Source organism: Streptomyces sp. UC4497, from assembly GCF_054871485.1.
Window position 1 is genome coordinate 207,065 of the sequence record NZ_JBTYHB010000007.1, and the last position, 21,739, is coordinate 228,803.

Here is a 21,739-nt window from a genome sequence, read left to right on the forward strand (position 1 = left end):
GGACGCAACCCGACGGTTCCCGCCCTCACCCTCGGATGGGTGACATAACAGGCGTATCCGGCTCTTCACGGGTCCAATGGCCCCAAGGCCCGCCCCCGCACCGCCCCCTGGAGGACCCTGATGCGCCTCGGCCTGCGTACCGGCGCCCTGGCCGCCGCCCTGGTGCTGGCCGTGCCCTGGCTGGCGTCCTGTGGGGCCACCGCCACCGAGTCGGGCATCGTGCGGGCGAAGTGGGGTGACCCGCAGAACCCGCTGGAGCCCGCGAACACCAACGAGGTCAACGGCGGCAAGGTCCTCGACATGATCTTCCGGGGGCTCAAGGTCTACAACCCCGAGACCGCCGAGCCCGAGTACGCCGTCGCCAAGTCGATCACCAGCGACGACGCGCAGAACTTCAAGGTCACCCTGAAGGACGGCTGGAAGTTCGCGGACGGCACGAAGGTCACCTCGCAGTCCTTCGTGGACGCGTGGAATTACGCCGCCTACCTGCCGAACGCGCAGATCGGCGCCGACTTCTTCGGCTACATCGACGGGTACGACAAGCTCCACCCGGTCAAGGGCAAGCCCAGCGCCGAGAAGCTCTCCGGGCTCAAGGTCGTCGACGATCTGCACTTCACCATCAAGCTGAACCAGAAGTTCTCGCTCTTCCCCGACATGCTCGGCTACGCCGCCTTCTCCCCGCTGCCGAAGAAGTTCTTCACCGACCACGACGAGTGGCTGGAGAAGCCGTTCGGCAACGGCCCGTACGCGGTCACGGACTACGAGCGCGGCGGCCGCATGAAGCTGCGGCTCAATGACGAGTACAACGGCGCCAAGCCGCGCAACAAGGGCGTCGACCTGCTCGTCTACACCGACGACAACACCGCGTACACCGACGTCGTGGCCGGCCAGCTCGACGTGACCGACGCCGTGCCCGCCGAGCAGCTCAGCAATCTCCACAAGGACATCGACAACCGGTACATCAACACTCCGGCCGGCATCATCCAGACGCTGATGTTCCCCATGTACGACAAGGAGTGGGACACCCCCGACGCCCTCAAGGTCCGCCGGGGCATCTCGCTCGCCATCAACCGCGAGCAGATCACCGACAAGATCTTCCAGAAGACCCGGATCCCGGCCAAGGACTGGACGTCCCCCGTGCTCCGCGACGAGGGCGGCTACAACCCCGACATCTGCGGCGACCGCTGCGAGTACGACCCCAAGAAGGCCAAGCGGCTGATCGACGAGGGCGGCGGCTTCCCCGGCGGCAGGCTCGTCCTCAGCTACAACGCCGACACCGGCAACCACAAGCAGTGGATCGACGCCATCTGCAACAGCGTCAACCGGGTCATGGGCAACTCGAAGGCCTGCGTCGGCAACCCGGTGGGCACCTTCGCCGACTTCCGGACGCAGATCCAGAGCGGGAAGTTCAGCGGCCCGTTCAGGAGCGGCTGGCAGATGGATTACCCGCTGATCCAGAACTTCCTGCAGCCCGTCTACACCACGGGCGCTCCCAGCAACGACGGCAAGTGGAGCAACAAGGAGTTCGACGCGCTGATCAACAAGGCCAACGCGGACCCGGACCCGAAGAGCGCGATCAAGGACTTCCAGGACTCCGAGCGGATCCTCGCCGAGCAGCTCCCCGCCATCCCGCTCTGGTACCAGAACGGCACCGCCGTCTACGGCACCCGCGTGCACGACGTGAAGCTCAACCCCTTCAGCGTGCCGGTCTTCGAGGAGATGACCGTCGATGACTGAGTCCGTAAGCCGATCCGTGGACCCGAGGGAGGTGTCGTGGGGCGTTATGTGATCCGACGGCTGCTGCAGATGATCCCGGTGTTCATCGGCACCACGCTGCTGATCTTCCTCATGGTCAACGTCATGGGCGACCCGACCGCGGCGCTCTGCGGCGACAAGGCCTGCGACCCGGCAACCCAGGCGGCGCTGCGCGAGCAGTTCAACCTCGACAAGCCGCTGGTGCAGCAGTACCTGATCTACCTCGGCAACATCTTCCAGGGCGACTTCGGCACCGCCTTCAACGGGGACTCCGTCGCCGACCTGATGCTGCGCGCCTACCCGGTGACCATCAAGCTGACGTTCGTGGCGATCGTCTTCGAGATCGTCATCGGCATCGGCCTCGGCGTCATCACCGGCCTGCGCCGCGGCAAGCCCATCGACACGGGCGTCCTCGTCCTCACCCTCGTCGTGATCTCCGTGCCGACGTTCGTGACCGGGCTCGTCGCCCAGCTCCTGTTCGGCATGCAGTGGGGGATCGTGAAGCCCTCGGTGGCGTACGAGGCGCCGTTGGTCGAGCTGATCCTGCCTGGCCTCGTCCTCGCCTCGGTGTCGCTCGCGTACGTGACCCGGCTGACGCGCACGTCCGTCGCCGAGAACGCCCGCTCCGACTACGTCCGCACCGCCGTCGCCAAGGGACTGCCCCGGCGCCGCATCATCTGGCGGCACCTGCTGCGCAACTCGCTGATCCCGGTCGTCACGTTCATCGGTACGGACATCGGCGCGCTGATGGGCGGCGCCATCGTGACCGAGCGGATCTTCAACATCCGCGGCGTCGGCTACCAGCTCTACCAGGGCATCCTGCACCAGTCCTCGCCGACGGTGGTCGGCTTCGTGACCGTCCTGGTGATCGTCTTCCTGCTCGCCAACCTCATCGTCGACCTGCTCTACGCCGTCCTTGACCCGAGGATCCGCTATGCCTGAGCCCGTCACCCCGGTCACCGTCGAGGCCCAGCTCACGCCCGGCACCCCCGAGGGCGGCGGCGCCGAGGGGCCCGCGCGCTCACTGTGGTCGGACGCCTGGCGCTCGCTGCGCCGCAATCCGGTCTTCATCGTCTCGGCGCTGATCATCCTGTTCCTGGTGATCGTCGCGATCTGGCCGCAGCTCCTCGCGAGCGGCGACCCCAACGACTGCGACCTCGCGCACGGCCAGGAGACGGCCGGCTCGGGACACCCCTTCGGCTACGACGCCCAGGGCTGCGACGTCTATACGCGCACGGTCTACGGGGCCCGGGCCTCGATCACCGTCGGCGTGTGCGCCACGGCGGGCGTCGCGCTGCTCGGCGGGATCCTGGGCGCGCTCGCCGGCTTCTTCGGGCGGTGGGCGGACGCCCTGCTGTCCCGCGTCGCCGACATCTTCTTCGGCATCCCGGTCGTCCTCGGCGGCCTCGTCCTGCTGTCGGTCGTGACGTCGACGACGGTGTGGCCGGTGGTCGGATTCATCGTGCTGCTCGGCTGGCCGCAGATCTCCCGCATCGCGCGCGGCTCCGTCATCACGGTCAAGGAGAACGACTACGTGCACGCCGCGCGCACGCTCGGCGCCTCCAACTCCCGCATCCTGCTGCGCCACATCCTGCCGAACGCCATCGCCCCGGTGATCGTCGTCGCGACCATCGCGCTCGGCACGTACATCGCCCTGGAGGCGACGCTCTCGTTCCTCGGCGTAGGCCTCAAGCCGCCCGCGGTCTCCTGGGGCATCGACATCTCCAACGCCGCCCCGTACATCCGCAACGCCCCGCACATGCTGCTGTACCCGGCGGGGGCGCTTGCCCTCACGGTGCTCGCGTTCATCATGCTCGGCGACGCGGTGCGCGACGCCCTCGACCCCAAGCTGAGGTAGCGCCCATGCCCCTGCTCGAAGTACGCGATCTGCACGTCGAGTTCCGTACGCGCGACGGAGTCGCCAAGGCGGTCAACGGCGTCAACTACACCGTCGACGAGGGCGAGACGCTCGCCGTGCTCGGGGAGTCCGGCTCCGGCAAGTCCGTCACCGCGCAGGCCGTGATGGGGATTCTGGACATGCCGCCGGGGCGGATCAGCAGCGGCGAAATCCTCTTCAAGGGCAAGGATCTGCTGAACCTCAAGGAGGAGGAGCGGCGGAAGATCCGCGGCGCCGAGATGGCGATGATCTTCCAGGACGCGCTCTCCTCGCTGAACCCCGTGCTCACGGTGGGGGAGCAGCTCGGCGAGATGTTCGTCGTCCACAAGGGGATGTCGAAGAAGGACGCCAGGGCGAAGGCCGTCGAGCTGATGGACCGGGTCAGGATTCCCGCCGCGAAGGAGCGGGTGAGTCAGTACCCGCACCAGTTCTCCGGCGGTATGCGCCAGCGCATCATGATCGCGATGGCGCTCGCCCTCGAACCCTCGCTGATCATCGCGGACGAGCCGACGACCGCCCTCGACGTCACCGTGCAGGCCCAGGTCATGGACCTCCTCGCCGAGTTGCAGCGCGAGCTCAACATGGGGCTCATCCTCATCACCCACGACCTCGGTGTCGTCGCCGACGTCGCCGACAAGATCGCGGTGATGTACGCGGGCCGGATCGTCGAGCAGGCGCCGGTGCACGAGATCTACAAGGCACCCGCCCACCCGTACACCAAGGGCCTGCTCGAATCGATCCCGCGCCTCGACCAGAAGGGCCAGGAGCTCTTCGCCATCAAGGGGCTCCCGCCGAACCTGATGAACATCCCGCCCGGCTGCGCCTTCAACCCGCGCTGCCCGATGGCCCGGGACGTGTGCCGCACCGACGTACCGCCGCTCGCCCAGGTCTCCGAAGAACGCCGCAGCGCCTGCCACTTCTGGAAGGAGACCCTCGATGCCGCAACACGGTAAGCACGTGAGCAAGGACGACCTGAAGCGCGAGGGCCGGATCGCCACGCACCTCCTCCACAAGGCGCAGGCAGAGAACGACTACGCGGAGAACGGCTCGGTCTCCGGGCACGAACCGCTCCTCCAGGTACGCGGCCTGACCAAGCACTACCCGCTCACCCAGGGCGTCCTCGTCAAGAAGCAGGTCGGCTCGGTGAAGGCCGTCGACGGGGTGGACTTCGACCTCGGACAGGGCGAGACGCTCGGCATCGTCGGCGAATCCGGCTGCGGCAAGTCCACCGTCGCGAAGATGCTGGTGAACCTGGAACGCCCCACGGCCGGCGTGATCAAGTACAAGGGCGAGGACATCACCACGCTGTCCGGCCGCGCCCTGAAGGCGGTCCGCCGCAACATCCAGATGGTGTTCCAGGACCCGTACACGTCGCTCAACCCCCGTATGACGGTCGGCGACATCATCGGGGAGCCGTACGAGATCCATCCCGAGGTCGCGCCGAAGGGCGACCGCAGGAAGAAGGTCCAGGACCTCCTCGACGTCGTCGGGCTCAACCCCGAGTACATCAACCGGTACCCGCACCAGTTCTCCGGCGGCCAGCGCCAGCGCATCGGCATCGCGCGCGGTCTCGCGCTGCGCCCCGAGATCATCGTCGCGGACGAGCCGGTGTCCGCGCTCGACGTGTCGGTCCAGGCGCAGGTCATCAACCTGATGGACAGGCTCCAGAACGAGTTCGACCTCAGCTACGTGTTCATCGCGCACGACCTGTCGATCGTCCGGCACATCTCCGACCGGGTCGGGGTCATGTACCTCGGCCGCATCGTCGAGATCGGTTCGGACGCCGAGATCTACGACCACCCGACGCACCCCTACACGCAGGCGCTGCTCTCCGCGGTGCCCGTGCCCGACCCGGAGGCGCGCGAGGGCCGGGAGCGGATCATCCTCTCCGGCGACGTGCCCTCCCCGGCCAACCCGCCGTCGGGCTGCCGCTTCCGTACGCGCTGCTGGAAGGCGCAGCAGAAGTGCGCGGACGAGGTGCCGCTGCTCGCCGTGCCGGAGGTGTTCCGGAGCGGCGACACCCCGGCCAGTCACCCGTCGGCCTGCCACTTCGCGGAGGAGAAGCAGGTCGTGCCGACGGAATAGCCGGTGGAATTGCCGACGGAACAGCTGCCTGACGGGTCTTTACACGCAGGCAATCCGGTCGACGCGGCGCCGATATGTGACCGGGCCAGAGTGTCTCGTGTACGGCCGTGCGGGTGCCGTGAGCCGGGCCGGAGCGCATTGCGCTCCGGCCCGGTTGCCGTAGGTCCTAGGTCCTGTCGTCAAACTCCCGTCGTCGCCCGGCGGGCAGACGGGAGTTTGACGACAGGGCCTAAAGCCCCAACGACCGCTTCAGGAAGTCGACCTGGAGCAGCAGCAGATTCTCGGCGACCTGCTCCTGGGGCGTCATGTGGGTCACGCCGGACAGCGGGAGCACCTCGTGCGGGCGGCCGTCCGCGAGGAGCGCGGAGGACAGCCGCAGGGCGTGCGCCACGACCACGTTGTCGTCCGCGAGCCCGTGCACGATGAGCATCGGCCGGTGCTGCTCGGCGGCCTCCGTGAGCCCGTCTTCGGTCACCAGGGAGCTCTTCGCGTACGTCTCCGGGGAGGCGGCCGGGTCGCCCAGGTAGCGCTCCGTGTAATGCGTGTCGTACAGCCGCCAGTCCGTGACCGGGGCGCCCGCGATACCCGCGTGGAAGACGTCGGGGCGGCGCAGCACGGCGAGCGCCGACAGGTAACCGCCGTAACTCCAGCCGCGCATCGCGACCTTGGAGAGGTCGAGCGGGAACCGCTCCGCCAGCGCGTGCAGCGCCGTGACCTGGTCGTCGAGGGTGAGCGTGAAGTCGCCGTGGATCGACTTCTCGCGACCCGGCGAGACACCGGGCGTGCCCCGGCCGTCCGCGACGATCACCGCGAAGCCCTGGTCGGCGAACCACTGCGAGGTCAGATGCGGGTTGTGGGCGGCCACCACGCGCTGCCCGTGCGGGCCGCCGTACGGATCCATGAGGACCGGCAGCGGGCCGTCCCCCTCCTCGTAAGAGGAGGGCAGGAGAACGGCGCACGGGATGCCCGCGGCCTCCGTGAGCGTCACGCGCGGGGTGAGCAGCGGGCGGTCGGCGTGCGAGGTGATGTCGGTGACGTGCTTGCCCTCGCGCTCCACGCGCGCCCGCGCGCCGGGCGAATCCGGCGTCGACGAGACGAGGACGGTGACGGTGCCGTCCCCGGAGCGGACCGCGGAGTGGACGCCGGGCTCCGTGGAGACGCGCTGCGTCCCGAGCTCGTTGACCCGGTAGACGTGCACCTCGCCGGTCTCGGGCGACTCGGCGTCGACCCCGGCGGAGGCGGACACGAGCACGTCGCTCCCGCCCACGTCGAGCACCGCGCGCACGTGCAGCTGAGGCCCGGTCAGCGGCCGCTCGCCCACCGCGAGGACCCGCGCGCCGCCCTCGTCGGCGATCCGCACGAGCTGCCCGCTCGGCGACCAGCACGGCACACCGGGCAGCAGTTCGAGCCACGCGTCGTCCTCGTCGGCGTGCACCATCCGCGTCGAGCCGTCGTCCGTGTTCACCGCGAGGTAGAGCGCGCTGCGCTGGTCGCGGGCCTGGACCAGGAGCAGCGGGGCGCCGTCCGCCGACCAGTGCACGCGGGCCAGGTACGGGTACGCCTTGCGGTCCCAGGTCACCTCGGTGCGGTTGCCCTCGAGGTCGTACGCGAAGAGGCGCACGTCGGCGTTGGGCGTGCCGGCGCGGGGGTAGGCGACGCGGGCCGGCTCCCGGTCCGGGTGCGCGGGGTCGGCGATCCACCAGCGCCGTACGTCCGCGTCGTCGGCGCGGGCCACGAGCAGGCGGTCCGAATCGGGCGACCACCAGTGGCCGCGGTACCGGGACATCTCCTCGGCCGCGGCGAACTCCGCGAGCCCGTACGTCACGGTTCCCGACTCCGGCTCCGCCAGCGCCCGGTCGTCCTCGCCCTCCGCGCCGACGACGCGCAGCGCGCCCCGGGTGACGTACGCGATGTGCCGCCCGTCGGGGGAGGGCCGCGGGTCCAACACGGGTCCCGGCACGCGCAGTTCCCGCGCGGTGCCGACCCGCAGCTCGGCCGTGAACAGGCGCCCCGACAGGGCGAACGCGGCCAACTCGGCGGTGGCGTCCGTCGCGTAGCCCACGATGCCCGCGCCGCCCTCGCGGCTGCGCTCGCGCCGGGCCCGCTCCTCGGCCGACAGGTTCTCCGCCGCCCCGCCGAGCAGGGCCACCGGGTCGGCGGCCACCCGTTCCTGACCACTCGCCACGTCAAGCACCCACAGCGCGTTCGCCCGATCGGTACCCGAGGAGGAACGCAGAAAGACGACACGCTCGCCGTCCGGCGCCACGGTGAAGGCACGCGGCGCCCCCAACGTGAAGCGCTGCGTGCGCGCGTGCTGACGGGGGAAGGTCTCGATGGTCATCCAGGCAGCCTAGGAGAGATGACGTCCGCGCGCCCCCGTGCGCTCCCGGTCGCATCGGGTGCTCCCCGATCGCGACTCATGCGCGGGTACGGATAGTTATGATCGTTAGCACTGTGTGGGTACGAGTCCGTCGGCGACCGGATCACTTTGGAGGAGGACCGCTGTGGCACTCTCGATCTCGGCCGTGGTGCTGTTCGCGATCATTGTCTTCATCCTGATCAAGAAGTCGGGACTGAAAGCGGGGCACGCGGTGGTGTGTGTGCTCCTGGGTTTCTACCTGGCGAGTTCGTCCATCGCTCCGACGATCAACGAGCTGACGACGAACGTGGCGGACATGGTCGGCGGCATCAAGTTCTAGGCCCTGTCGGTGGGGCGCGGCATCAGGTTCCAGCCGTGTCGGTGGGGCGTTCTAGGCTGTGGGCATGACGGAAATGCCAGGTAGGCGCCTGCTCCTCGTGCATGCGCACCCCGACGACGAGTCGATCAACAATGGCGCCACCATGGCCAAGTACGCCTCCGAAGGCGCCCAGGTCACGCTGGTGACCTGCACCCTCGGCGAAGAGGGCGAGGTCATTCCGGGCGAACTGGCCCATCTCGCGCCGGACCGGGAGGACATTCTCGGCCCGCACCGGATCGGCGAGTTGGCCGCCGCCATGAAGGAGCTCGGCGTCACCGACCACCGCTTCCTCGGCGGTCCCGGCCGGTTCCGCGACTCCGGAATGATGGGCGCCCCGCAGAACGAGCGGGAGGGCGCCTTCTGGTCCACGGACCTCGACGAGGCCGCGGCCCACCTCGTCGCCGTGATCCGCGAGACCCGCCCGCAGGTCCTGATCACGTACGACCCCGACGGGGGCTACGGGCACCCCGACCACATCCAGGCCCACCGCGTCGCGATGCGCGCCGCGGAGCTCGCCGCCGAGACCGCCTTCCGGCGCGACCTCGGGGAGCCGCACGCGATCGCGAAGGTCTACTGGAACCGCGTGCCGCGCACGGTCGTCGAGGAGCGGTTCCGCGGGCTCGCGGGCGTGCTCGACGCCACACCCTTCGACGTCGCCGCCGTGGTGGACGATGTGCCCGGGGTCGTCGACGACGAGCGGATCACCGCGGCGATCGACGGCCGGCCGTACGCCGAGCGGAAGGCGGCCGCGATGCGCGCGCACGCCACGCAGGTCGACGTGCCGGACGGGGGCGCCGTCTTCGCGCTCTCCAACGGGCTCGCGCAGCCGCTGTTCGACATCGAGTACTACGAGTTGGTGCGGGGCGAGCCCGGATCGCCGTACGAGAACGACCTGTTCGAGGGTCTTGAGGGAGTGACCGAGCGATGAGCGGCGACAAGAACGCGCGGGCCGCGGCGTCCAGCGGCAAGGCGGCTCCCGGCGGGTCGTCGGCGCAGAACGTCGACCTGCCTTTCGGCTTCGGCGGGTTCGGGGCCGGGCGGACGGCCGCCCTGCTTGTCCTTTTCGTCCTCGGCGCGGTCGTCGCGGTCGGCGGGGCGCTCGTCCAAGGGGGCTGGTTCCCGGGCGGGTTGCTGCTCGCGCTCGTCGGGGCGGCCGGCCTGTTCCTCGCGGGGGCGCGCCTCGCGGGCGGTCGCGCGGGGGCGGTCGCGCCCGCGGCCGGCTGGGTGCTCGCGGTGATCCTGCTCACCGCGAGCCGTCCCGAGGGTGACTTCTTGTTCGGCGCGGGAGTCGGCTCGTACCTCTTCCTCCTCGGAGGGATGGCAGTGGCTGTGATGTGTGCCACCTTCTGGCTGCCCGGGCAACCACCCGCGCCCGCCGCCCGACTTGGGAAGTGACGTAGCACTTTGGGTCGTCGTGCGGCGCGTGCCGTTCCGGATTCGTCATCCGTCGCACAGTGACTTCCGGCGGCGGCCAGTATGGTGGTGCGCGCCGCCGAGCAGCCCGCGAGAGGTCGAGACGGGCGGCGGAGCCAACCGGGAGAACCTGCCTTGAGTCGTGAAACTGACAGTTCGTCCTCCGGGCCCCAGGGGCGCGGCGCTGCCGCCTACCCGTCGGGGACGCCTCCGTACGGATCGCCCGCGCAGGGCGCGGCGTCCGGTGACGCCGGTCCGACGCCGCCGGGCGACCAGAGCGCCCCGGAGTCACCCAAGACCGAGACGACGCTGACGACCCGGATCCGGATCAACATCCCCGGCTCCCGGCCGATCCCGCCGGTCGTCATGCGGACGCCGATGAGCGATGTCGACGCCAATCCGGAGAACGGCGCAGGCAAGAGAACCGACACCGGTCCCGCGGCCCCCGCCGCTCCCGCGCCGGACGCGACGCAGGGCGGCCGCCCCGGGTCGTCCGGGCCGTCCACGTCGTCCGCCTCGTACGGCGGCCCGGCGGACACGGGCTCCGCGCCCGCCGCCCCAGAGGCCTCCGCGCCCGCCGCTCCCGCGCCGCAGCGCGAGGAGAAGACGAGCGACTGGTTCGCGCCGCGCAAGTCGCGCGGCGGCGGTCCGGCGACCGGCGCGGTCCCGACGGGCGGCACGGGTGGCCCGGGCGGCCAGGGTGCCCCCACGCCGCCCGCCCCCGGCTCCAACGGCGGCGGCCCGTCCGGCACTTCGGGCGGCCCGATGGGCGGGCCCAACGGCGGCCCCTCGGGCGGTCCGTCCGGTGGCTCCTCCGGTGGCTCCTCCGGCGGGTTCGACGTGTCCGGCGCCGTGGCGGCAGGCCCGCTCGGTGCGGGCGGCGCCCCCGGTCCCCGCGACGACCTGCCGTTCTTCTCCGCCAACCAGGACCCGGGCGTGCCCGACCGCGGCGAAGGCCCCACCGGACCCTCGGGCCCCACCTCGGGCCCGACCGCCGGCGACGGCCCGATGGTGCCGCCCAGCGCCCCCAACCCGCCGGTCCCCGGCGCCGGTCAGTCGCCGCCGCCGCGGATGAGCGACGACACCGCGATCCTCACGCCGCAGAAGCCCGCCCCGGAGCCGCCCGCCGGCGGCAACAGCTCCAGTGGCAACGTCTCGGGCGACACGCTCACCAGCGGCATGCGGGTCGTCCCCTCGGCCGGTGGCGGCCCCAAGAAGCCCGGCGCCTCCGACCCGTTCCAGCAGGGCCCCGACGGCCCCGCGGTGCACACCCCGCCGAAGCTGCCCGACCCGGTGCCGTCCACCCCCGCGCCCAAGAAGAAGGGGCGCAACAAGCTGGTGCTGCTCGGCGCGGGCGTCGTCGGCCTGGCCGGAGTCGCGTACGGCGCGGGCCTGTTGATGAACCACTCCGACGTCCCGAAGGGCACCACCGTCGCGGGTGTCGACATCGGCGGCGGCACCCGCGACGAGGCGACCACCAAGCTGGAGAACGCCCTCGGCAAGCGCACCGAACAGCCGCTGAAGCTGCAGGTCGGCGGCAAGACGGTGCAGATGGCGCCGGAGCAGGCGGGCCTCACCCTCGACACCGCGTCGACCGTGGCCGCGGCCGCGGGCAGCGACTACAACCCGGTGTCGGTGATCGGCTCGCTGTTCGGCAACGAGCGGGTCGTGGCCCCGGTCATGCCCGTCGACGAGGAGAAGCTGGCCGCGTCCCTGCAGAGGGCCGCCGGCGGCGCCGCGGCCTCCGGCGAGGGCACGATCAAGTTCGCGCCGGGCAAGGCCGTTCCCGTCTACGGCAAGACCGGCAAGGGCCTCGACATCGCCCAGTCCGCCGCCGCGGTCAAGGACGCGTACAACACGCAGATCGAGACCGGTGAGTCCCGGACGGTCCCGCTGGCGACGTCGACGCAGAAGCCGACGATCTCGGACGCCGAGGTCGACCGGAAGATGCAGCAGTTCGCCGAGCCCGCGATGTCCGGACTGATCACGGTCAAGGCGGGCGGCGCCTCGATCCAGTTCGGCCCCGACAAGTCGCTGCCGAAGATCCTGAGCGTCCAGCCGGTCAACGGGAAGCTGGTCGAGAAGTACAACCTCCCGGAGCTCAAGAAGCTGTACGGCACGACCTTCGACGGCGTCCTCGTCACCCGCGGCACCGGCAAGAAGACGCCGGTCCAGCCCACGGACGTGGCCGCCGCCATCGGCAAGGCGCTGCTCGGCAAGACCGCCGCCGAGCGCACCGCGGAGATCCAGACGAACGCCTCGTAGGGCCCCGCCCGCAGCGCACGTCACGAGTCCCGCATGACATCCGTCATGCGGGACTCACGCTTTGCGACACTGCCGCGCACCCCCGCCCACCGGCGACGCTGATGCCATGACGACACAGGCAGCGGTCACCTTCACCGGGGTGACGAAGACGTACGGGACGGTGCGGGCGGTCGACGACCTGGGCCTCGAACTGCACGCGGGCGAGACGGTCGCCCTGCTCGGCCCGAACGGCGCGGGCAAGTCCACCACCCTCGACCTGCTCCTCGGCCTGCGCCCCGCCGACACCGGCGAGGTCCGGGTCTTCGGCACGAGCCCCCGCGAGGCGATCACGGCGGGCCGGGTCGGCGCCATGCTGCAGAGCGGCGGCCTGATGGACGAGGTGACCGTGCGCGAACTCGTCCGCCTCGGCTGCGCCCTGCACCCGAGGCCGTACCCGGCCGACGAGGTCCTGGCCCGCGCGGGACTCACGCAGATCGCCGACCGCAAGGTCAACAAGCTCTCCGGCGGCCAGGAACAGCGCGTCCGCTTCGCCCTCGCCACGGCGGGCGACAGCGACCTCATCGTCCTCGACGAGCCGACGACCGGCATGGACGTGAGCGCCCGGCAGGCGTTCTGGGCGACCATGCGTGAGCAGGCGGACCAGGGCCGCACGGTGCTGTTCGCCACGCACTACCTGGAGGAGGCGGACGCGATCGCCGACCGCGTCCTCGTGCTGCACCGCGGCCGCCTCCTCGCCGACGGCACGGCCGCCGAGATCAAGGCGAAGGCCGGCGCCCGCAGGGTCTCCTTCGACCTGGAGGGCGAGATCGACGAGGCCGCGATCAAGGGCCTGCCGTTCCTGACGGACGCGGACGTCTCCGGCCAGACCGTCCGCATCCAGTCCACCGACGCCGACGCGACCGTGCACGCGCTGTACGGGCTCGGCGTCTACCCCCGCAATCTCGAAGTCGCCGGACTCGGCCTGGAACAGGCCTTCGTGGCGATCACCGAGGCCGAGGAGGCCAAGTCGCTGTGAACGGTCTGATCAAGCTCGAACTCACCCGGGCCTTCCGCAACCGGAAGTTCCTGTTCTTCTCGGTGATCTACCCGTCCGTGCTGTTCCTGCTGATCGCGGGCCAGGCCGACACCACCACCATGGTCGACCGCACGGGCCTGAGCCTCCCCGCCTTCATGATGGTCTCGATGGCCTCCTTCGGCGCGCTCACCGCCGTCCTCATGGGCAACAGCGAGCGCATCGCGAAGGAGCGGGAGAACGGCTGGGTACGGCAGTTGAGGCTCACCACGCTGCCCGGACGCGGCTATGTCCTCGCCAAGACCGCGAGCGCCGCCGTCGTCTCGCTCCCGTCCATCGTGATCGTCTTCGTCGTGGCCGCGGCCTTCAAGGACGTACGCCTCGACGCCTGGCAGTGGCTCGCGCTGACCGGCTCGATCTGGGTCGGCAGCCTCGTCTTCGCCGCGCTCGGCGTGGCCATCGGCTATCTCGCCTCCGGCGACGCCGTCCGGCCGATCACGATGATCACGTACTTCGGCCTGTCGATCCTGGGCGGCCTGTGGATCCCGATGAGCGGATTCCCGCAGTGGCTCCAGAACATCGCGGAATGGCTGCCCACGCACGCGTACGCTGCCCTCGGCCAGGCCATCGAGCTGGGCGGCGCCCCCGACGCCAAGGACGTCGCGCTGCTCGTCGCGTACTTCCTGATCTTCGCGGGCGGCGCGGCCTGGCTGTACCGGAAGGACACGTTGAAGGCGTGAGCGAGCCAGGGGAGTGGGCGGAGGCCGGCCGGGCGCCGGAGAACCGTCGCGAGTTGTTGGTGAAGCTGCTGTGGATCGGCATGTGGCTGGTCTTCCTCGGTGACCCGGTCGGCGATCTGTTGGCGGGCCACCACGGCACGGTGGGCACCGTGTTCGGCTGGCTGGGGCTCGGGGCGTTCACGCTCACGTACCTGGTGCTCGTGTTCCGGCACACCAGCCGCCCGCTAGCCCGCGCCGTCGTGTGGTCGGTGCTCGGCGCCCTGCCCGTGATCGCCGTCGTGCTCTGCCTGACGCTCGGCGAGTCCTGGCTGGTGCTCTTCGTGTACGTGGCCGTCGGCTGCGGGGCCGTGCTGCCCATGCGGCAGGCGCAGATCATGATCCCCGTGATGACCGGCGTGATGGTGGCGCTGGCCCTGCACCTCGGCGCGGGAACCGACATCGGTCTGATCGTCCCCGCGCTGCTCGGCGGCTTCTCCATGACGGGCGTACGCCGACTGGTGCGCACGACACGGGAGTTGCGCCAGGCCCGCGCCCAGGTCGCCCGGCTCGCCGCCAACGAGGAGCGCCTGCGCCTCGCCCGCGACCTGCACGACCTGCTCGGCCACTCCCTCTCGCTCATCACGCTCAAGAGCGAACTGGCCGGGCGGATGCTGCCCGACCACCCCGACAAGGCGGCCGACCAGGTCGCCGACATCGAGAAGGTCAGCCGGCAGGCCCTGGTCGACGTGCGCGAGGCCGTCAGCGGCTACCGGCGCGCCCGCCTCACCACCGAACTCGCGGGCGCCCAGGCCGCGCTGACCGCTGCGGGCGTCGCCGCGGACGTGCCCTCCGAGGTCCCGGAACTGCCCGAGGCGCAGGAGTCGGCGCTCGCGTGGACGCTGCGCGAGGCCGTCACCAACGTCGTACGGCACAGTGGCGCGCAGCGCTGCGTCGTCGACGTCACCCGCCGCGAGACCCTCGAAGGGCCCCGCGTCGAACTGACCGTGGAGGACGACGGTTCGGGCCCCTCGGGGGCGCCCCCGGGCAACGGCCTCACCGGCCTCGGCGAACGCCTCACCGCGGTCGGCGGCACCCTGGAGACGGGCGCGGCACGCGGCGGCGGCTTCCGCCTGGCGGCCCGGGTCCCGGCCGCCGTGGACGGGGGCGCAGCGGCCACGCGTCTAGGATCCGGCGCATGAGCACGATCAAGGTGTTGCTGGCCGAGGATCAGTCGATGGTGCGCGAGGCGCTGGCCGCGCTGCTCGGCCTGGAGGCGGACATCGAGGTCGTCGCGCAGGTGGCGCGCGGTGACGAGGTGGTGGCGGCCGCCCGCGCGCACGCGGTGGACGTGGCGCTCCTCGACATCGAGATGCCGGGCTGCACGGGCATCGAGGCGGCGGCCCAACTCCGCGAGGCCCTCCCGGAGTTGAAGGTCGTCGTGCTCACCACGTTCGGCCGGCCCGGCTATCTGCGCAGCGCCATGGAGGCGGGCGCGGCCGCGTTCCTGGTCAAGGACGCCCCGGCCGCGCAGCTCGCCGAGGCCGTACGGAAGGTGCTCGCGGGCGAGCGCGTCATCGACCCCACGCTCGCGGCGGCGGCCCTCGCGGAGGGCGCGAACCCGCTCACCGACCGCGAACGCGAGGTGCTGCGCGCGGCGGCGGACGGCGCCACCAACGCCGAACTGGCGGCCGCCCTCCACCTGTCCCAGGGCACGGTCCGCAACTACCTGTCGGTGGCGATCCAGAAGCTGGCGGTGCGCAACAGGGCTGAGGCGGTGGCCGCCGCGCGGGAGAAGGGCTGGCTGTAAGGCTTCCTGAGAGGGGGCTCAGTTCAGCATCGCGCGGGCCGCCCGCGCCTGCTCCCGCACGGACTCCGCCGCCGTCTCGTCGACGGCCCCGACCACGTCCGCGTACGACTCCAGCTCCACCGCCCCGTGCACGAAGTCCCCACGGCGTACGAGGAGCTGGGCCCGCTCGTAGCGCAGTCGCGCCGGGTGCGCGGGCAGCAGCAGCGACAGCTCCACGGCCCACAGCGCCACATCGGAGCGCTCGGGCCGCGTCGCCGCCCACGCCCGGATGTTGTTGAGGATGCGCAGCACCACGTCCAGCGGATCGGCGGGCCGCAGCATCGACGGATCCAGCGGGCCGCCCGTCGCCCCCGCCACGAGCGTCTGCGCGTCGGCCCCCGTCAGCACCCGGCCCCCGTCGAACGGATCGGCCAGCACCTGCTCATCGGCGGGACCGAAGCCGACCACGAAGTGCCCCGGCAGAGCCACCCCGCACACCGGCGCCCCGGCCCGCCGGGCCACCTCCAGCCACACCACCGACAACAGGATCGGCAGCCCTCTGCGACGCCGTACGACCTCGTGCAGGAGGGACGACTCGAGCCGCTGGTAGTCGTTCGGCGTGCCGTGGAAACCGGTGCGCGCGCCGAGCAGCTCGGCGCACGCGGTGGCCCAGGCGCCAGGCGAGGCGGGCCGGTACGGCAGCCGCCCGGCGAGCTCGTCCAGCTCGATCTGCACGGCGTCCATGCCGGCCTCGTCGAGCGACGCGTCGCCCTGCGCGGCGAGCAGCAGACACAGCTGCGCGAGGTCGGGCCGCTCGGCCCGCGCCTCTTCGGCGAACCGCCGCCGCAGCTCCGTGGAACGGGGGGAAAGGTGGGGGGACATACGTGCCTCGTGCCCTTTCAGGCCGATCGATACGGCAGCAACCGGTAAGGCATTCGCCGCTGAGGCATCAGCCGGCGTGCCGTTCCGGAGCACGGTAGTGGTGGTACGTGTGATGCGTGGCGAAATCCATGCGGTCGTAGAGGGCGCGCGCCCCCTCGTTCTCCGCCTCGACCTGGAGCCAGGCCGCCGACGCGCCCTCGTCGAGCGCCTGCCGCGCGAGCGCCGTCATCACGTCCGTGGCGAGCCCTCGACGCCGCTGCGCTGGATCGACCTCGACCGCGGCGAACCCGGCCCACCGCCCGTCGACCACGCACCGCCCGATCGCGGCGGGCACGTCACTCTCGCCCGGCACGGTCGCGAACCACACCGAAGGCCCGGCGCACAGCACCTTCAACGCGACCTCGCTCGCTCCCTTGCGCTGGTAGCGCGCGAGCCACGCCTCGTCCGGCTCGCGGCTCAGCAGCACGTGCGGCGCGTCCGGCGCGTCCCCGATGGGCGCGAGCGCGGCGATCCGCAGCTCGGCGCTCACCTCGCGCACCCACCCGCGCTCCTCAAGACCGGCGCACAGGACCTCCTGCGCCCCCTCCGCACCGGTCGCCGTCTGCGCGTACGCCGGAAGGCCACGGGCCGCATACCACTCCTGTACGTGGTCCAGCGCGTCGTCGAGCGGACACCCCGGGTCACCCAGAGGGAGTACGGAGTTGGCCCGCCGAGTGAACCCGTCGGCAGCCCTCAGCTCCCACTCCCCGAGCCGCTCGCTCTCGATCGGCTGCCACGCGCGCGCGGCGGCGCGAGCGAGCTCCGGATACGTGGCCGTGGGGCCGCGGCGACGGGCGGGCGCGGCCGGCACGACCTTCCCCGCGACCAGCGCGGACTCCTCGATCCGCACACCTTCACCGTTTCTCCGTGTGACGAGGAGCACACCGTCGTTCCACGATGTGAGAACTCCGACCGTGTCGGTGAACTTTCGACCCGCGGGACCCTCCCCGCTCACCCGTCGTACAGAGACGCGTTTCCCCACGTCAGCGCCTGTAATGCGGACTTCCAGGCGTCCGCCCGCAGTGAATTCCACAGCTCGGCCCACCCCTCCTGTTCGGATCATGCCCAGGAACGGAGATACTAGAGGCGGGCATCGACGACGCCGCGCTCCCGCGCGCCAGGCGGCGGAGCCTGCGGAGGCCCGCCAGCGCCCTATCGAGGAGGAACGACAGCGTGACCTACGTCATCGCGCAGCCTTGTGTCGACGTCAAGGACAAGGCGTGCATCGAGGAGTGCCCGGTCGACTGCATCTACGAGGGCAAGCGGTCCTTGTACATCCACCCGGATGAATGCGTCGACTGTGGCGCCTGTGAGCCGGTCTGCCCGGTCGAGGCGATCTTCTACGAGGACGACACTCCTGAGGAGTGGAAGGACTACTACAAGGCGAACGTCGAGTTCTTCGACGACCTCGGTTCGCCCGGTGGTGCCTCGAAGATGGGCCTGATCGACAAGGACTACCCGTTCATCGCCGCACTGCCGCCGCAGAACCAGTAACAGCGTTCAGCGGTACGCAAAGGCGCTGCCCCGGTCCCGTACGGCTCTGACTGCCGTACGGGACCGAGGCATTTGTCCACCACGTCGCGAAGAGAGCCACGTCGCGAAGAAAGCATCACGAGGAAAGCGAGCCACCCAGGTGTCCACCGTCCCGGCCCCCATCGACCGCATCCCCGCCTTCCCCTGGGACAAGCTGGAGCCGTACAAGAAGACGGCCGCGGCGCACCCGGACGGCATCGTCGACCTCTCCGTCGGCACGCCCGTCGACCCGGTGCCCGAGCTGATCCAGAAGGCGCTGGTGGACGCCGCGAACTCGCCGGGCTACCCGACGGTCTGGGGCACTCCCGAGCTGCGTGACGCGCTCGTCGGCTGGTGCGAACGCCGCCTCGGCGCGCGCGGTTTCGACCACACGAACGTCCTGCCGGTCGTCGGCTCCAAGGAACTCGTCGCCTGGCTCCCCACCCAGTTGGGTCTCGGCCCCGGCGACAAGGTCGCCTACCCGCGTCTCGCGTACCCGACGTACGAGGTGGGCGCCCGGCTGGCCCGCGCGGACTACGTCGTCTACGACGACCCGACCGAGCTGGACCCGACCGGCCTGAAGCTCCTGTGGCTCAACTCCCCGTCGAACCCCACGGGTCGGGTGCTGGGCAAGGACGAGCTGAAGCGCATCGTGGACTGGGCGCGCTCGCACGGCATCCTGATCTTCTCCGACGAGTGCTACCTGGAGCTGGGCTGGGAGGCCGACCCGGTCTCGGTCCTGCACCCGGACGTCAACGGCGGCTCGCACGAGGGCCTGGTCGCGGTCCACTCGCTCTCGAAGCGCTCGAACCTGGCGGGGTACCGCGCGGCGTTCATCGCGGGCGACGCCTCGGTGCTCGGCCCGCTCCTCCAGATCCGCAAGCACGGCGGCATGATGACCTCCGCGCCGACGCAGGCGGCGGTCGTCGCGGCGCTCGGCGACGACGAGCACGTGCGGGTGCAGCGGGAGCGCTACGCGGCCCGCCGCGAGGCGCTGCGCGCGGCTCTGCTGGCCCACGGCTTCCGCATCGAGCACAGCGAGGCGAGCCTGTACCTGTGGGCCACCCGCGACGAGTCCTGCTGGGACACGGTGTCCGCCCTGGCCGACCTCGGCATCCTGGTGGCCCCCGGCGACTTCTACGGCGAAGCGGGCGCCTCTTTCGTCCGCGTGGCCCTGACGGCCTCGGACGACCGCGTGGCGGCAGCGGTGAGCCGCCTGACGTGACGGGGGCGACGCCCTCCGGGACGCCAACCCGCCTGACGTGACGGGGGGCATGGTGACGTCCTCCGGGACGCGGTACCTCCCCCTCGCGGCGACTCCCGCCGGCCCGCCGCCTCCCGCCCGCCTATCTCCCACCCACCCGCCCCCTCCAGGGGCGTCGGCCCGACGGGCTGCCGCCCCCGCCTGGGGAGCCATGCCGCGCCGGTTCACGGGCTCCCGCCCCCGCCCAGGGCACCGCGCCACGCAGGCCCACGGTCGCCCGCCCCCGCCCAGGTCGCCGTGCCGCGCCGGTTCACGGGCTGCCACCCCTGCCCAGGGCACCGCACCGCACAGGCCCACGGTCGGCCGCCTCCGCCTTGGGCAATCTGCCGCCTGGGGCGGCAGGGTGGGCAAGGCGGCACCCCGGTGCTGCGCAACGATGACGCCGGGCGTCGACCACGACACGGCGCCGAACTCCGGTGCCGCGCAACGGAGACGACGGGCGCCGGCCACGGCACGGCACCGAACCCCGGTCCCGCGCAACGACAACGCCCGGCGCCGACCCCGGCAAAGCGACGAACCCCGGTGCCGCGCAACAGATACGCAGACCCCGCCCCCGGCACGGCACCGCACCGCACCGCACAAAAACGGGGCGCCAGGAGCAGAACGCTCCCGGCACCCCGTTCAGGCAAACCGGCGGTCAGCCGATCGGCAGACCACCCAGCGCACCGGTCGGCAGACCGCCACCACCCACCGGCAGCCCACCATCGGTCGCGGTCCCGGCCGTCTCACCGAGCACGTCACCCGCGCTGCCGGCAGCCCCACCCGCGGCCTCCTGCGCGGCCGGAACGGCGGTCTTCGCGCCCGAACCCACGACCTTGCCCGCCGCCGGAACGGCCTTCTTGACGGCCTTGCCACCAGTGGAACCGGCGGCACCGGTGACGTTCTGCGCCGCACCGTCGACGGTGTTGCCCACGTTCGCACCGTCCAGGGCGGTCACACCGCCCAGGTTCGACGTGGCCGGAAGGTCGACGGCGCTCGCGGAGCCGGCCGCACCGACCACGGGCGCCGCTCCTGCCGCTACGAGCAGCGCGGCACGGGCGATCCGACGGGTCAGGGGGAGGGACATGATGCTCCTTAGACGGGAGAGAACGTTTGATGCCCGGTTGCCGTGCGGCGATCGGACGCCGTGACAACCGCCCCAGGCCCCCGGAAGGTTGCGGGTCGGAAACGTAAAGGGTTCGCAATGTGTCGCATTATCAGTTGTGGGCAGAAACGGGCAAAGCGCACGCATCGCCGGCCGCTGCAGAACCCTTACAGCGCCCTGCCCGCAAGGGTCTTGGGGGCGCGGCCCCACCTCACTCGAAGGTGCCCTGACGGCGTCCACGCGGCATGATCCGCATTACCCGTTCGGGTGAGCCCGGACTACTGCCCGGTGACGATCCGGACCTCGTCGACGGACATCGAGGCCGCCGGACCCGAGCGCCCATTCCGCTTCGCGGACGACGCCTTGCGCCATTTGTCCCCGGCCTCGCCGGCGGTCCACTCGCGGCCCGCGTAGGAGACCCGCTCGATGCGCAGCGCCGAGGAGTTGGCCACCGCCCACTGCGCCAGCTCCCAGCCGCGCTGCCGCTCCCCGCCCTCGGTCGAGTCGACCGTGGCGGGCACGGGAACGCGGACGGAACCCTGGCCGGCCCCCTTCGTGGGCGCCACGTCCTGCCCGAAGTCACGGGCGAGCGCGGCCCGCACGCGCGCGGGGTCGCCGGACCGCGCGCCGTCACCGCCGACCGCCCGCCCGTCGCAGGTGAGCGACGCCGCGGCGCGACCGGTCAGCGAGGCGGCCAGCAACGTGGCGTCCGGCTCGTGCTTCGCGTACGCCTGCGGATAGCCGCTGAGCTGCACGCGCTGCGCGGCCGCGGTCAGCGGGAGCCGCGAGTAGCCGGGGATCTTCGCCAGGTGTGCGTAGAAGCGCTCGGACGCGTACGCGGGGTCCATGATCTGGTCCGCGGTGCCCCAGCCCTTCGTGGGGCGCTGCTGGAACAGGCCGAGCGAGTCCCGGTCGCCGTGCTCGATGTTGCGCAGCCCCGACTCCTGCAGCGCCGTGGCGAGGGCGATCGTGACGGCGCGCTCGGGCATCCCGCGCGAGGTTCCGACGGCGGCGATCGTCGCCGCGTTCACCGCCTGCTCGGAGGTGAATGTGTACGTCGCCCCGTCCCCGTTCGCCGAGACGACCGTGCATCTCGGTTTGCCGCGGCCTCCGGTGGCGTACTGCACGGCCACGTACGTGGCCACAGCGAGCAGCACGACGACGGCCGCGCCGATACGAAGGAGGCGGCCGCGCCGGACGAGGGTGGGGGGCTCAGGCACGCGTCCAAGGTACTGGAGTCCACTGACACTCCAGCCGCCGTACGGGAACCGCACGCGTATTAGGCTCG

General features: G+C 71.4%; 20 protein-coding genes. 15 read left to right on the top strand and 5 right to left on the bottom strand.

Annotated elements, in window-relative coordinates; all coding sequences use genetic code 11:
* Positions 1–120 precede the first annotated feature (120 nt).
* Genes ACYSUO_RS12815 through ACYSUO_RS12835 form a run of 5 tightly spaced genes read left to right on the top strand, consistent with a single transcriptional unit; the run spans position 121 to position 5,737 of the window.
* Positions 121–1,737: a peptide ABC transporter substrate-binding protein gene (locus ACYSUO_RS12815; protein WP_461776192.1), complete on the top strand. Its 1,617-nt coding sequence runs from the start codon at positions 121–123 to the stop codon at positions 1,735–1,737.
* A gap of 36 nt (positions 1,738–1,773) precedes the next feature.
* Positions 1,774–2,697 carry an ABC transporter permease gene (locus ACYSUO_RS12820; protein WP_461776193.1) on the top strand — a complete coding sequence of 308 codons (924 nt, stop codon included), beginning with the start codon at positions 1,774–1,776 and terminating at the stop codon, positions 2,695–2,697.
* The gene (locus tag ACYSUO_RS12825) at positions 2,690–3,613 is read left to right on the top strand and encodes an ABC transporter permease (protein ID WP_461776194.1); all 924 of its coding nucleotides are present in this window, start codon (positions 2,690–2,692) and stop codon (positions 3,611–3,613) included. Before ACYSUO_RS12820 ends, ACYSUO_RS12825 begins: the two co-directional genes overlap by 8 nt.
* A 5-nt stretch (positions 3,614–3,618) precedes the next feature.
* A complete protein-coding gene (locus ACYSUO_RS12830; RefSeq protein WP_461776195.1) occupies positions 3,619–4,605 on the top strand; it encodes an ABC transporter ATP-binding protein in 987 nt (328 codons plus the stop codon).
* On the top strand, positions 4,589–5,737 hold the full coding sequence (locus tag ACYSUO_RS12835) for an ABC transporter ATP-binding protein (RefSeq protein ID WP_461776196.1): 1,149 nt from the start codon (positions 4,589–4,591) through the stop codon (positions 5,735–5,737). Before ACYSUO_RS12830 ends, ACYSUO_RS12835 begins: the two co-directional genes overlap by 17 nt.
* Positions 5,738–5,966: 229 nt before the next feature.
* On the opposite strand, the gene ACYSUO_RS12840 is transcribed toward ACYSUO_RS12835, so the two are convergent.
* Positions 5,967–8,078 carry a S9 family peptidase gene (locus ACYSUO_RS12840; RefSeq protein ID WP_461776197.1) on the bottom strand — a complete coding sequence of 704 codons (2,112 nt, stop codon included), beginning with the start codon at positions 8,076–8,078 and terminating at the stop codon, positions 5,967–5,969.
* A gap of 163 nt (positions 8,079–8,241) precedes the next feature.
* Here ACYSUO_RS12840 and ACYSUO_RS12845 point away from each other — a divergent pair, with 163 nt between their 5' ends.
* From ACYSUO_RS12845 to ACYSUO_RS12880, 8 genes are all read left to right on the top strand, one after another.
* Positions 8,242–8,436 carry a hypothetical protein gene (locus tag ACYSUO_RS12845; RefSeq protein ID WP_461776198.1) on the top strand — a complete coding sequence of 65 codons (195 nt, stop codon included), beginning with the start codon at positions 8,242–8,244 and terminating at the stop codon, positions 8,434–8,436.
* Between the two features lie 64 nt (positions 8,437–8,500).
* Positions 8,501–9,403, top strand: a complete 903-nt coding sequence (mshB, locus tag ACYSUO_RS12850) for an N-acetyl-1-D-myo-inositol-2-amino-2-deoxy-alpha-D-glucopyranoside deacetylase (RefSeq protein WP_461776199.1) — start codon at positions 8,501–8,503, stop codon at positions 9,401–9,403.
* A complete protein-coding gene (locus ACYSUO_RS12855; protein WP_461776200.1) occupies positions 9,400–9,870 on the top strand; it encodes a DUF6113 family protein in 471 nt (156 codons plus the stop codon). Before mshB ends, ACYSUO_RS12855 begins: the two co-directional genes overlap by 4 nt.
* Before the next feature lie 153 nt (positions 9,871–10,023).
* Complete coding sequence (locus ACYSUO_RS12860; RefSeq protein ID WP_461776201.1) at positions 10,024–12,153, top strand: hypothetical protein; 2,130 nt, start codon at positions 10,024–10,026, stop codon at positions 12,151–12,153.
* Positions 12,154–12,259: 106 nt separating this feature from the next.
* Positions 12,260–13,168, top strand: a complete 909-nt coding sequence (locus tag ACYSUO_RS12865; RefSeq protein ID WP_461776202.1) for an ABC transporter ATP-binding protein — start codon at positions 12,260–12,262, stop codon at positions 13,166–13,168.
* A complete protein-coding gene (locus tag ACYSUO_RS12870) occupies positions 13,165–13,905 on the top strand; it encodes an ABC transporter permease (protein ID WP_461776203.1) in 741 nt (246 codons plus the stop codon). The genes ACYSUO_RS12865 and ACYSUO_RS12870 overlap by 4 nt, the downstream gene beginning before the upstream one ends.
* Before the next feature lie 80 nt (positions 13,906–13,985).
* Positions 13,986–15,083 (top strand): sensor histidine kinase, encoded by a 1,098-nt coding sequence (locus ACYSUO_RS12875; RefSeq protein ID WP_461776260.1) that lies wholly within the window; start codon positions 13,986–13,988, stop codon positions 15,081–15,083.
* Positions 15,080–15,691, top strand: coding sequence for a response regulator transcription factor (locus ACYSUO_RS12880; RefSeq protein ID WP_404267961.1), 612 nt, complete (start codon positions 15,080–15,082; stop codon positions 15,689–15,691). The genes ACYSUO_RS12875 and ACYSUO_RS12880 overlap by 4 nt, the downstream gene beginning before the upstream one ends.
* 18 nt (positions 15,692–15,709) lie before the next feature.
* On the opposite strand, the gene ACYSUO_RS12885 is transcribed toward ACYSUO_RS12880, so the two are convergent.
* Together ACYSUO_RS12885 and ACYSUO_RS12890 are read right to left on the bottom strand one after the other, a co-directional pair.
* The gene (locus ACYSUO_RS12885; RefSeq protein WP_461776204.1) at positions 15,710–16,552 is read right to left on the bottom strand and encodes a transglutaminase family protein; all 843 of its coding nucleotides are present in this window, start codon (positions 16,550–16,552) and stop codon (positions 15,710–15,712) included.
* A 67-nt stretch (positions 16,553–16,619) separates the two neighbouring features.
* On the bottom strand, positions 16,620–17,624 hold the full coding sequence (locus ACYSUO_RS12890; protein WP_461776205.1) for a GNAT family N-acetyltransferase: 1,005 nt from the start codon (positions 17,622–17,624) through the stop codon (positions 16,620–16,622).
* Between the two features lie 140 nt (positions 17,625–17,764).
* Between ACYSUO_RS12890 and fdxA the strand changes: the two genes are divergently transcribed.
* Both fdxA and ACYSUO_RS12900 read left to right on the top strand, forming a co-directional pair.
* On the top strand, positions 17,765–18,085 hold the full coding sequence (gene fdxA, locus ACYSUO_RS12895) for a ferredoxin (protein ID WP_266713752.1): 321 nt from the start codon (positions 17,765–17,767) through the stop codon (positions 18,083–18,085).
* A gap of 139 nt (positions 18,086–18,224) precedes the next feature.
* Complete coding sequence (locus tag ACYSUO_RS12900; RefSeq protein ID WP_461776206.1) at positions 18,225–19,328, top strand: bifunctional succinyldiaminopimelate transaminase/glutamate-prephenate aminotransferase; 1,104 nt, start codon at positions 18,225–18,227, stop codon at positions 19,326–19,328.
* A gap of 676 nt (positions 19,329–20,004) precedes the next feature.
* Here ACYSUO_RS12900 and ACYSUO_RS12905 read toward each other — a convergent pair.
* Together ACYSUO_RS12905 and ACYSUO_RS12910 are read right to left on the bottom strand one after the other, a co-directional pair.
* Positions 20,005–20,433, bottom strand: coding sequence for an ATP-binding protein (locus ACYSUO_RS12905; RefSeq protein ID WP_461776207.1), 429 nt, complete (start codon positions 20,431–20,433; stop codon positions 20,005–20,007).
* Positions 20,434–20,729: 296 nt separating this feature from the next.
* Positions 20,730–21,671 (bottom strand): heavy metal transporter, encoded by a 942-nt coding sequence (locus tag ACYSUO_RS12910; RefSeq protein ID WP_461776208.1) that lies wholly within the window; start codon positions 21,669–21,671, stop codon positions 20,730–20,732.
* Between the last annotated feature and the right edge of the window lie 68 nt (positions 21,672–21,739).